This window comes from Streptococcus sp. V913, from assembly GCF_054353455.1.
The window spans coordinates 215,203-227,229 of record NZ_JBTHHX010000001.1 but is presented as its reverse complement, the minus strand read 5'-3'; the positions used below and the strand labels follow the sequence as shown (position 1 = coordinate 227,229).

The 12,027-nt window shown below is 41.9% G+C and carries 13 protein-coding genes; all 13 read left to right on the top strand.

Going from position 1 to position 12,027, the window contains the following annotated elements:
* The first annotated feature begins 7 nt into the window (after positions 1–7).
* The 13 genes from ACXYSL_RS01110 to ACXYSL_RS01050 all read left to right on the top strand — a co-directional run bounded on the left by ACXYSL_RS01110 (position 8) and on the right by ACXYSL_RS01050 (position 11,959).
* Positions 8–919: a hypothetical protein gene (locus ACXYSL_RS01110; protein WP_084873226.1), complete on the top strand. Its 912-nt coding sequence runs from the start codon at positions 8–10 to the stop codon at positions 917–919.
* 86 nt (positions 920–1,005) lie between these two features.
* The gene (locus ACXYSL_RS01105) at positions 1,006–1,383 is read left to right on the top strand and encodes an SdpI family protein (RefSeq protein WP_000506903.1); all 378 of its coding nucleotides are present in this window, start codon (positions 1,006–1,008) and stop codon (positions 1,381–1,383) included.
* Between the two features lie 110 nt (positions 1,384–1,493).
* The gene (gene truB, locus ACXYSL_RS01100) at positions 1,494–2,372 is read left to right on the top strand and encodes a tRNA pseudouridine(55) synthase TruB (RefSeq protein ID WP_084939900.1); all 879 of its coding nucleotides are present in this window, start codon (positions 1,494–1,496) and stop codon (positions 2,370–2,372) included.
* A gap of 111 nt (positions 2,373–2,483) precedes the next feature.
* On the top strand, positions 2,484–3,122 hold the full coding sequence (gene udk / locus ACXYSL_RS01095; RefSeq protein ID WP_009730252.1) for a uridine kinase: 639 nt from the start codon (positions 2,484–2,486) through the stop codon (positions 3,120–3,122).
* Positions 3,123–3,250: 128 nt separating this feature from the next.
* Positions 3,251–4,591, top strand: a complete 1,341-nt coding sequence (gene xseA / locus ACXYSL_RS01090) for an exodeoxyribonuclease VII large subunit (RefSeq protein WP_084873224.1) — start codon at positions 3,251–3,253, stop codon at positions 4,589–4,591.
* Entirely contained in the window at positions 4,569–4,781 is a 213-nt protein-coding gene (locus tag ACXYSL_RS01085) for an exodeoxyribonuclease VII small subunit (protein WP_000043230.1), read from the top strand. Before xseA ends, ACXYSL_RS01085 begins: the two co-directional genes overlap by 23 nt.
* On the top strand, positions 4,778–5,653 hold the full coding sequence (locus ACXYSL_RS01080; protein ID WP_458623731.1) for a polyprenyl synthetase family protein: 876 nt from the start codon (positions 4,778–4,780) through the stop codon (positions 5,651–5,653). Before ACXYSL_RS01085 ends, ACXYSL_RS01080 begins: the two co-directional genes overlap by 4 nt.
* Positions 5,646–6,461: a TlyA family RNA methyltransferase gene (locus tag ACXYSL_RS01075; protein WP_458623730.1), complete on the top strand. Its 816-nt coding sequence runs from the start codon at positions 5,646–5,648 to the stop codon at positions 6,459–6,461. The genes ACXYSL_RS01080 and ACXYSL_RS01075 overlap by 8 nt, the downstream gene beginning before the upstream one ends.
* Complete coding sequence (locus tag ACXYSL_RS01070; RefSeq protein WP_001034408.1) at positions 6,454–6,885, top strand: arginine repressor; 432 nt, start codon at positions 6,454–6,456, stop codon at positions 6,883–6,885. The genes ACXYSL_RS01075 and ACXYSL_RS01070 overlap by 8 nt, the downstream gene beginning before the upstream one ends.
* A gap of 6 nt (positions 6,886–6,891) precedes the next feature.
* Entirely contained in the window at positions 6,892–8,559 is a 1,668-nt protein-coding gene (gene recN, locus ACXYSL_RS01065; protein WP_458623729.1) for a DNA repair protein RecN, read from the top strand.
* On the top strand, positions 8,560–9,288 hold the full coding sequence (locus ACXYSL_RS01060) for a metallophosphoesterase family protein (protein ID WP_458623728.1): 729 nt from the start codon (positions 8,560–8,562) through the stop codon (positions 9,286–9,288).
* A 78-nt stretch (positions 9,289–9,366) separates the two neighbouring features.
* Positions 9,367–11,190: a translation elongation factor 4 gene (lepA, locus tag ACXYSL_RS01055; RefSeq protein WP_001047201.1), complete on the top strand. Its 1,824-nt coding sequence runs from the start codon at positions 9,367–9,369 to the stop codon at positions 11,188–11,190.
* 145 nt (positions 11,191–11,335) lie between these two features.
* Positions 11,336–11,959 (top strand): hypothetical protein, encoded by a 624-nt coding sequence (locus ACXYSL_RS01050; RefSeq protein WP_458623727.1) that lies wholly within the window; start codon positions 11,336–11,338, stop codon positions 11,957–11,959.
* Positions 11,960–12,027 lie beyond the last annotated feature (68 nt).

The following is a 12,027-nucleotide window of genomic DNA, read 5'->3' as shown; positions in this document are numbered from 1 at the left end:
GGAAGCAGTGGAAAATGAATTATTAGTATTGGGTACTGAAGAAGTAGATGAGTCTAAAAATATAAACTATGACGAATTAGAAGAACTATTGGAACAGCAATTTACAATGGAGTTTTCTAATCTCGAAAAATTAGAACTAGAATGTAAAGAGATTAGTTCACCAGATAAATTAGGAGATGTTATTTTAGATGAAATCTGGGATCAATTTGCGAATCAAATTGGTTTAGATATGACAAGTGACACGCTTCTTAAGCAGTATAACGATAAACATCCTAATGGTTATACAAAAGAAGAGGGTGCTAAAATAATGAAAGATAAAAGGTATACTGATGCAAATAATGCTATGAAAGAAAAGCAAAAATCTGGAAATTTAAAGGATGAATATACTGGAAAAACTTTAAAATTAAATGAAAACGCAAATTTGGATCACGTTGTAGCACGTAAACAAATTTTTGAAAATTCTTGGAGAAAGATTGCTGATATAGATACTGCAGATTTAGCAAACAAAAAGGAAAATTTAGCAGCAACTAATGAATCACTTAATAAAAGTAAAGGTGCAAAATCTAATAGCGAGTATATAAAGGATAGAGAAGTAAGAGAAAAAAATCTAAAAGAACAAGTTGAAAGAGCTAATAAAAAAATTGACAAGAAGGATATTTCAGATTCCGAAAAACGAAATCTTAAAGCTATAAACGAAAAAAGATTAAATGATAAATACATTTTGCATGATTCTGCAAAAGAAACATTAAAAAAATATTTAGAATTACATAGTAACAATCCTGAAAATAAAAATGCAAATGGGCGATTTGTAAGAAATGTATTTGATAGGATAGCACGTTCTAGCGCACGTGTAAAAAAATGCTACAAAGTCAAATTGAGCAATTGCGCGATGATTTTTAGCGTGAACGTACTCAACTAGTGGATCAAATCGATCAAAAAGACAAGCAGATTGCTGACATGATCGGAATCTATCATTTAGAGGTAAAAGTAATGGAGGGAATTTAAATGGGATTTAGGATATTCATGCTAATCGTAGTTTTACTTATTCCGTTAACTATGCTTTTATTTGGCTGGCTATTTTTCAGGAGAACACCGAAAGAAATCAATTATTTCTTCGGATACCGAACAAAAAGGTCCATGAGAAATGAAGAAACATGGAAGTTTGCGAATCAATATTTGGGGAAAGTATGGTATCTTTGCGGACTACTTTCAGCACCTCTCTCCGTGATTGCCATGGCCATTGTTTTTGAAAAGGGAACGGAGACAATGAGTACTGTTGGCTTTATTATCACGATGATTCAGACAATCCCTTTAGTTGGCGCGATGATTTCAACAGAGATTGCATTGAAGAAAAACTTTGATGAAAACGGGAGAAGGAAATAAACGAGGTATATCCAACACTAGAAGAAAAGCAGCAAATCTTTTGTTACAAAAGATAATTACATTACAATTCTTGAAGAAGATATTTCATGAATGAAACTAGAAAGCAACACATGAACGGTATTATTAACTTAAAAAAAGAAGCGGGGATGACCTCGCACGATGCGGTCTTTAAACTGCGTAAGATTTTGGGAACTAAGAAAATTGGTCATGGTGGAACCTTGGATCCGGATGTGGTGGGTGTTTTGCCCATTGCGGTTGGCAAGGCGACCCGCATGGTCGAGTTTATGCAGGATGAGGGCAAGGTCTATGAGGGGGAGATTACTCTCGGTTATTCAACGACGACCGAGGATGCTAGTGGGGAAGTGGTCGCAGAGACTCCTGTTTTGTCGCCCTTGGATGAAACCATTGTCGATGAAGCGATTGCCAGTCTGACTGGGCCTATTACTCAGATTCCGCCTATGTACTCGGCTGTCAAGGTCAATGGTCGCAAGCTCTATGAGTATGCGCGTGCTGGTCAGGAAGTGGAGCGTCCAGAACGTCAGGTAACTATTTATAGCTTTGAACGGACAAGTCCCATCTCTTATGATGGGCATCTTGCACGTTTTGCTTTTCGTGTGAAATGTAGTAAAGGGACATACATCCGTACCTTGTCAGTTGACTTGGGAGGAAAGCTTGGTTATGCGGCTCATATGTCGCATCTGACTCGAACCAGTGCTGCAGGTTTACAACTGGAAGATGCTCTTACCTTGGACGAAATTGCTGCAAAAGTGGAGGCTGGTCAGTTGGACTTTCTCCATCCTCTAGAGATTGGAACGGGGGATCTTGTTAAAGTTACCCTAACTCCAGAACAAGCTACAGAAATTCGCTTTGGTCGTTTTATCGAGTTAGACCAAACAGACCAAGAATTGGCTGCCTTTGAAGGAGATACATTGCTAGCTATTCTAGAAAAAAAGGACAATTTCTACAAACCAAGAAAGGTTTTTGGCTAGTCTAACTGGGGTGTAGGGATGGATTTGTTTCCCCTAGACTATCCAAATCTGACTATAAATTTTGCAAAAAATGTGATAGAATAGACCACGGATAAAAAAACGGAGGATAGCATGCAAAATAGACCAATCATTATCGGAGTGACAGGTGGTTCTGGTGGAGGGAAAACCAGTGTTTCAAGAGCCATTTTATCGCACTTTCCTGATGAAAAGATTTCCATGATTGAGCATGATTCATACTACAAGGATCAGTCTCACTTGACCTTTGAAGAGCGTGTCAAAACTAACTACGACCATCCATTTGCCTTTGATACAGACTTGATGATCGAGCAGATTAAGGAATTGTTGGCGGGACGTCCGGTGGACATCCCGACTTATGACTATACAGAGCATACACGAAGTAGCAAGACCTATCGTCAGGAGCCTCAGGATGTCTTTATCGTTGAGGGGATTCTGGTCTTGGAGGACAAGCGTCTGCGCGATTTGATGGATATCAAGATTTTTGTGGATACAGATGATGATGTGCGCATTATTCGTCGTATCAAGCGTGATATGGAGGAGCGTGGCCGTAGTCTAGACAGCGTTATTGAGCAGTATTTGGGCGTGGTCAAACCCATGTACCACCAGTTTATCGAGCCGACCAAGCGTTATGCCGATATCGTCATTCCTGAGGGAGTCAGCAATACCGTTGCTATCGACCTTTTGACCACCAAGATTGCAAAGATTTTGGAAGAAGCACGAAACAGCAAATAATTAGATGAGGAGGCCATGCCTCCTTTTTCTATTTTTCCTTTAGTTTCAGTAGGAAAAAGGTGATTTTTAGGCATGTTTTTGGTATAATAATACCCATGGAAAAGCAAGAAAATGAATAGTAGGTGGAGATGGAAAAGTATTTATCGGTAACAAGTTTGACCAAGTACCTGAAAATGAAATTCGATAAAGACCCTTACTTGGAACGGGTCTATTTAACTGGTCAAGTTTCCAACTTTCGTAAACGACCTACTCACCAATATTTCTCCCTAAAAGATGACCATGCAGTCATTCAAGCGACCATCTGGTCAGGGATCTATCAGAAATTAGGCTTCGACCTCGAAGAAGGAATGAAAATCAATGTGATTGGTCGTGTACAGGTCTATGAACCCAGTGGGAGCTACTCCATCATCATTGAAAAGGCAGAGCCTGATGGAGTTGGGGCGCTTGCGATTCAGTTTGAACAACTCAAGAAAAAATTGACAGAAGAAGGCCTGTTTCGAGAACGCTTCAAGCAACCTCTGCCCCAATTTTCTAAGAGAATTGGTGTAGTAACCAGTCGCAGTGGAGCCGTTATTCGAGATATTATCACGACCATCAGCAGGCGATTTCCAGGTGTCGATATTCTTCTCTATCCGACCAAGGTTCAAGGAGATGGAGCTGCGGAGGAAATAGCACGGAATATCGCTCGTGCCAATCAGCGTGAGGATCTAGATGTCCTCATCATTGGTCGTGGTGGAGGTTCCATCGAGGATCTCTGGGCCTTTAACGAAGAAATTGTGGTACGAGCTATTTTTGAATCTCGTTTGCCAATCATTTCTAGTGTGGGGCATGAGACGGATGTTACCTTGGCAGACTTTGTGGCGGATCGCAGAGCGGCAACGCCAACGGCTGCTGCTGAACTTGCAACGCCTGTAACTAAGTTGGATCTCTTGACCCATCTGCAAAATCAGGAAAAACGGATGGCGACAGCTGTACAAAATGTCCTGTCAAGAAAAAAAGAAGCTCTGAAAAAATGCAGTCAGTCTGTTATCTTTAGACAGCCAGAGCGCTTGTATGATGGTTATTTGCAACGCTTGGATCAATTGCAACTGCGATTAAAACAAAGTTTGCGAACACGGATTTCTGACAATAAACAGCTAGTCCAAGCAAGGACTCATCAACTGGTACAACTATCACCTGTTACCAAAATTCAACGCTTTCAGGACCGGCTTACTCAGTTGGACAAGCTCCTCCGTAGCCAGATGGCTCTGGTTTATGATGCTAAGGTTGCTGAAGTCAAGCGACTTTCGGAAGCACTTCTGATGTTGGATACGAGCCGAATTGTCGCGCGTGGCTATGCTATTGTCAAAAAAGAAGAGACCGTTGTAGATTCGGTTGAGAGTTTGAAGAAAAAAGACCAAGTGACGCTTTTGATGCGGGATGGTCAAGTAGAATTAGAGGTTAAAGATGTCAAAACAAAAGAAATTTGAGGAAAATCTAGCAGAACTGGAGACCATTGTCCAAAGTTTAGAAAATGGTGAAATTGCTCTGGAAGATGCGATTACTGCCTTTCAAAAGGGCATGGTCTTGTCAAAAGAACTCCAAGCGACGCTGGACAAGGCTGAAAAGACCTTGGTCAAGGTCATGCAAGAAGACGGAACAGAAAGTGATTTCGAATGAAGAAGCAAGAAAAATTAGCTCTTGTCGAGTCTGCCTTGGAAGATTTTTATGGAGACCAGCAGTTTGCTTCTAGTCTACGAGAGTCCGTTCTCTATTCCATTCATGCTGGTGGCAAGCGTATTCGGCCTTTTCTCTTGTTAGAAGTTTTGGAAGCCTTGCAAGTCGCTATTAAACCTGCTCACGCGCAGGTGGCTGCGGCCTTGGAAATGATTCATACAGGGAGCTTGATTCACGATGACCTTCCTGCCATGGATGATGATGATTACCGACGAGGGCGTTTGACCAATCACAAGAAATTTGGCGAAGCGATGGCAATTTTGGCAGGAGATGCCTTGTTCCTAGATCCCTATGCTTTGATAGTGCAGGCAGATTTGCCAAGTCAGATCAAGGTGGACTTGATTGCCAACTTATCCCTTGCTTCAGGAAGTCTGGGAATGGTTGCAGGGCAGGTTTTAGATATGGAAGGTGAACACCAACATTTGTCTTTGGAAGAACTCCAGATCATTCATGCTAATAAAACAGGTAAGTTACTAGCCTATCCTTTCCAAGCAGCTGCTATCATAGCTGAATTAGCACCAGAAATCCAAGCAAAATTGAAAACGGTTGGTGAATTGATTGGGCTGGCCTTTCAAGTTCGAGATGATGTGCTGGATGTGACAGCTAGTTTTGAGGAAATCGGGAAGACTCCACAAAAGGATTTGCAGGCAGAAAAGTCAACCTACCCAGCCTTGTTGGGCTTGGAGGAGGCTATTGCCTTTTGTAACCAAACTCTTGATCAAGCCGAGGCTAAATTAGAAGAAATCGCCCAGGAAGTCAGCTTTGAAAAAGAGCCGATTGTGAAAGTAGTAGAAAGTTTGAGAATCAATGGCTAAGGAAAGAGTGGATGTACTAGCTTATAAACAGGGCTTGTTTGAAACGCGAGAACAGGCCAAGCGGGGTGTTATGGCAGGTCTGGTTGTAGCTGTCCTCAATGGGGAGCGTTTTGACAAACCAGGTGAGAAAATCCCAGATGACACTGAGCTAAAACTCAAAGGTGAAAAACTCAAGTATGTCAGCCGTGGTGGCTTAAAATTAGAAAAAGCCTTGCAGGCCTTTGATTTATCAGTGGATGGCGCAACCACGATTGATATTGGGGCTTCCACTGGAGGATTTACTGACGTCATGTTGCAAAATGGTGCTGAGTTAGTCTTTGCAGTTGATGTCGGTACCAATCAGTTGGCTTGGAAATTACGCCAAGACCCACGGGTTGTCAGCATGGAGCAGTTTAATTTTCGTTATGCTGAAAAGACTGACTTTGAGCAGGAACCAAGTTTTGCCAGTATTGATGTGAGTTTCATTTCCCTCAGTCTGATTTTACCCGCCTTGCACCGTGTCTTAGCAGATCAAGGGCAGGTGGTAGCACTTGTCAAACCTCAGTTTGAAGCAGGTCGTGAGCAAATCGGGAAAAATGGAATCATTCGCGATGCCAAGGTTCATCAAACTGTCCTTGAATCTGTCACTGCTATGGCAGTTGAACAAGGTTTTTCAGTGCTTGGATTAGACTATTCACCAATCCAAGGAGGACATGGAAACATCGAATTTTTGGCATATTTAAAAAAGGAAGAGGGAGCAAGCAATCAAGTTGCCCCCGAAATAGAAAAAGTTGTAGAGAGAGCACATAGAGAATTTAAAGATGAATAAAAAAGAGAGACTTGAAAAAATTAGAAGATTTGTTACGGATTATCAGATCGGTACTCAGGAAGAAATTGTTGAGTACTTGAGGGAAGCAGGTATTTCTGCTACTCAGGCCACTGTCTCAAGGGACATCAAAGAGCTTGGTATTGTTAAAATTCCTTTGAAAAACAACACTTATATCTATGAATTGCCAAAATCAATTGTTAAGAGTTTGCAGTTGGCTGAGGACAATATTGTGAGTTCTGAGTTAATGGGAAATATGATCAACCTTTCTGTCATTCCTGGAAATACTATTTTTGTGAAGAGTCAGTTGGTCGAAGCATTTCCTGAACAGATTTTTAGCTGTCTAGCTGATGATGATTCTATCTTAATTGTAGCTAGAACAGCAGAGGCAGCTGAAGAAATTGTTGAACAAGTTAAAAAATGGTAGGTCAGTATGTTACTTGAAATTTCGATAAAAAACTTTGCCATTATTGAGGCGATTTCGCTCAATTTTGAAAAGGGTATGACTGTTTTGACTGGGGAAACGGGTGCCGGAAAGTCTATCATTATCGACGCTATGAATCTCATGTTGGGGGCTCGTGCAACGACAGACGTTATTCGTCACGGTGCTCCTAAGGCAGAGATAGAGGGGCTTTTCTCGGTTGAAAATAGTCGCCTTTTACAGGAACTTTTTGATGAGCAAGGTTTGGAAATGGGTGATGAAATCATCATCCGCCGTGAAATTCTTCAAAATGGGCGAAGTGTTAGTCGCGTCAATGGCCAGATGGTCAATCTTTCTGTCTTGCGTGCTATTGGGCAACACCTTGTGGATATCCATGGGCAACATGACCAAGAAGAGTTGATGCGTCCTCAACTGCACATCCAGATGTTGGATGAGTTTGGTGATGCTGCTTTCTTGGAGTTGAAGGAGACCTATCAGACGAGTTTTGATGCCTATCGCAAAATGCGTAAACAAGTTCTTGAAGTCAAGAAAAATCAGCAGGAACATAAGGCTCGTATTGAGATGTTGGAATTTCAAATGGCAGAGATTGAGGCAGCGAACTTGCAGGCTGGTGAAGACTTGGCTCTCAACCAAGAACGAGATAAACTCCTCAATCATAAAAATATTGCGGATACGCTAACCAATGCCTATAGCATGTTGGACAATGAGGAGTTTTCTAGCCTAGCTAATGTTCGTTCAGCCATGAATGACATGGAAAGTGTTGAAGAATACGATCCTGAATACCGTGAAATTTCAAGTTCTCTATCAGAAATCTACTATGTTTTAGAAGATATTAGCAAGCGTTTGGAAGATATTATTGAAGACTTGGATTTTGATGGCAATCGCCTCATGCAGGTCGAAAATCGTTTAGACCTTCTGAATACTATTACCCGCAAGTATGGTGGGACTGTAGACGATGTCTTGCTTTATTTTGCTAAGATTACAGATGAGTATAATCTCTTGACGGGTAATAATCTTTCTTCCGAAGACATGGAAGCAGAGCTCAAGAAATTGGAAATTAATCTTGTTGGTTTGGCAGGTCAGCTTGCATCTGCTCGCCATGACTTGGCCCAGCAGCTTGAAGCAGAGATTAAACAAGAACTGCAAGACCTCTATATGGAGAAGGCGCAGTTCCAGGTTCGCTTTAACAAGGGGAAATTCAGTCGTGAGGGAAATGAAACGGTCGAGTTTTACATTTCCACCAACCCAGGTGAAGACTTTAAACCTTTGGTTAAAGTTGCGTCCGGTGGGGAATTATCCCGCCTCATGCTAGCTATTAAATCCGCCTTTTCTCGTAAGGAAGGTAAGACTAGTATTGTCTTTGATGAGGTGGATACAGGTGTTTCAGGTCGTGTGGCCCAAGCCATCGCTCAAAAGATTCATAAGATTGGTCAGCATGGTCAGGTTCTTGCTATTTCTCATCTACCACAAGTAATTGCGATTGCAGATTACCAATTCTTTATTGAAAAGATTAGCGACGAACATTCAACTGTTTCGACAGTTCGTCTCTTGACTTTAGAAGAGCGAGTAGAGGAAGTGGCTAAAATGTTGGCTGGGGAGAATGTAACAGAGGCGGCCCTTACCCAAGCTAGAGAATTATTGCAAACGAGGGAGAAATAAATGACAGACTATTACGTAATTGGAGATGTTCACGGGAAAGCAGGTATGCTAGAAGATCTGCTCAAAACCTGGGATGGTCAAACTCAGTTGCTCTTTCTAGGGGATTTGATTGACCGAGGTGAAGATAGTCGCCGTGTTCTAGAAATGGTCAAAGACTTGGTCGACAATCAAGGGGCTATCTGTCTATCAGGAAACCACGAGTATATGTTTTTGACTTGGTTGGACAATCCTGAGGAAAGCTATGACCACTATCGTCGCAATGGTGGAGATACAACCATTAACTCTATCCTAGGTCGCCCCTTGGATGCACCAGTTGATGGCGTAGAGGATGCCAAACGGGTTGCGACAGAAGCGGCAGACTTGGTCGAATTTATTCGTCAAATGCCATTTGTGGTAGAGACAGACAAGTATATCTTTGTTCATGCGGGTATTGACTTGACCTTGGATGATTGGCATGAAACCACAGATTACAAGAAAGTCTGGCTCAGAAAACCATTCCACGAAGCTGAAAATCATACCGGGAAAACCATTGTCTTTGGGCATACACCGGTTTATGGTTTGCTCAAGCAAGACCGAGGTACTGCTGAACTTTGGATAACAGAAGATGGCAAGATTGGCATGGATGGAGGAGCTGTCTATGGTGGTGTCCTTCATGGAATCGTCTTTACAGACCAAGGAATGGCCGAACACTACTTTATCGAAAATGACGGCTTTATCGCCGAAGATTAGTACTCCTAGCAGGGTATGGTCTTGTCAAAATGTTAAAAACAATTTATAATAAATAGATACCCTGAAAGGAAGAGCATCATGAATTTAGAAGAATTAAAGAAACGACAGGAGAAGATTCGAAACTTCTCTATTATCGCCCATATTGACCACGGGAAGTCAACGCTGGCGGACCGTATTTTGGAAAAGACCGAGACGGTTTCTAGTCGTGAAATGCAAGCCCAGCTTCTGGATAGTATGGACCTAGAACGAGAGCGCGGGATTACCATTAAACTTAATGCCATCGAGCTCAATTACACTGCTAAAGATGGGGAGACCTATATTTTCCACTTGATTGATACGCCTGGGCACGTGGACTTTACCTATGAAGTGTCGCGTTCTCTAGCTGCCTGTGAAGGGGCGATTTTGGTGGTCGATGCCGCCCAAGGGATTGAGGCGCAAACTCTTGCCAACGTTTATCTAGCCTTGGACAATGATTTGGAAATTCTGCCAGTCATTAACAAGATTGACCTACCAGCAGCTGATCCAGAGCGTGTTCGTACAGAGATTGAGGATGTCATTGGACTGGATGCCAGTGAAGCGGTCTTAGCTTCTGCTAAGGCTGGTATTGGGATCGAAGAAATCCTCGAGCAAATCGTGGAAAAAGTTCCTGCTCCTACTGGTGATGTAACTGCTCCTCTCAAGGCCTTGATTTTCGACTCTGTCTACGATGCTTACCGTGGTGTTATTCTTCAAGTCCGTGTCATGGACGGAGTTGTCAAACCTGGCGATAAGATTCAACTCATGAGCAATGGCAAGACCTTTGATGTGACGGAAGTTGGTATTTTCACGCCGAAAGCAGTAGGGCGTGATTTCCTAGCGACAGGTGACGTTGGTTATATTGCGGCTTCTATCAAGACAGTTCAAGACACTCGTGTGGGTGATACAGTTACCTTGGCAACCAATCCTGCGGCAGAGCCATTACATGGCTACAAGCAAATGAACCCTATGGTCTTTGCAGGACTTTACCCAATCGAGTCAAATAAATACAATGACCTTCGTGAATCCCTAGAAAAATTGCAGCTCAACGATGCCAGTTTGCAGTTTGAACCAGAAACATCTCAGGCGCTGGGATTTGGTTTCCGTTGTGGATTCCTTGGACTTCTCCATATGGATGTTATCCAAGAACGTTTGGAACGTGAGTTCAATATTGACCTCATCATGACAGCTCCATCTGTTATCTATAAGGTTAACTTGACCGACGGGGAGTCTATGGATGTGTCTAACCCATCAGAGTTTCCAGACCCAACCAAGATTGCTACCATTGAAGAGCCTTATGTTAAGGCGCAAATCATGGTACCACAGGAGTTTGTTGGGGCAGTAATGGAATTAGCTCAACGCAAACGTGGGGACTTTGTGACCATGGACTATATTGATGACAATCGTGTCAATGTCATCTATCAAATTCCGCTTGCAGAAATCGTCTTTGACTTCTTTGATAAGCTCAAGTCTTCAACGCGCGGTTATGCAAGCTTTGACTATGAATTGTCAGAGTACCGTCCATCTAAGCTGGTCAAAATGGATATCCTTCTCAATGGTGATAAGGTCGATGCCCTCAGCTTTATCGTTCACAAGGATTTTGCCTACGAACGTGGGAAACTCATCGTTGATAAGCTCAAAAAAATCATCCCTCGTCAACAATTTGAGGTTCCAATTCAAGCAGCAATTGGGCACAAGATTGTGGCCCGTACTGATATCAAGGCCCTTCGTAAGAACGTACTTGCCAAGTGTTACGGTGGTGACGTTTCTCGTAAACGCAAACTCCTTGAAAAACAAAAGGCAGGTAAGAAACGGATGAAAGCTATCGGATCAGTAGAAGTCCCACAAGAAGCCTTCCTTAGCGTCTTAAGTATGGATGAAGAATAGAAATAAAAAAACAAAACTCTTGAAGATTTTTCAAGAGTTTTTGCTTTAAATGAGAGCTATAAAATCGGAAACTAACAGAATAGATTAGGTTAGAATTTGACAGGAGTCCTTATTTTTCTTATAATGCAGATGGAAAGGTGGTAGGATGAAAAAATTATTAATTTTAGGTACTGTAGTTACTGCTAGTGTTTTTCTAGCTTCATGCTCTAATAAATCACAAACAGCAACCGAAGAAAGTTCGTCTGCAGTTGTTAGTTCTTCTAGCAGTCAGGAAACGAGTAGCTCTAGCTCTACTGTTTCCGAAGCGAAGAAGGAAGAGACTCAAATCATCGGTTCGAATGAATATGGTTTTGTCAAGGTACCCAAATCATGGGTTCGATTCCATGAAGTAGAAGGTGGAAATGATATACAGTATTGCGATGGAACAGATATCAACATTGTTACGCTGAATACCTTCAAGGCTGAGCAGTTTAATATCATCGAAGAAGAATATGCTAAACTGGATGTTGTGACTGTCTCATCTAGTATTTTAACTTCCAAAGAACAAAGCTCTGATTTCAGTAAGGTTTGGGGCTCCAAATCGACCATTGGAGGTTATGAAGCCTATGTTGTCAATGCAATTGCTAAGTCAGGGAAATACCTCGTTACCTGGGTTTTCCGATCAAATGATGGTAAAATACGCTATGTTTCACTTGAAGGGGATGGGGAAACTTTAAAAACTATCTTACCGATGGTTGAAAGTAGTTGGTCAACTACTAAAGCGGAATAAATGAAAAAAAGAAGATCAACTGGTCTTCTTTTTATTTTTTTTTACGAATAGATAAGTGACTAGGAAAA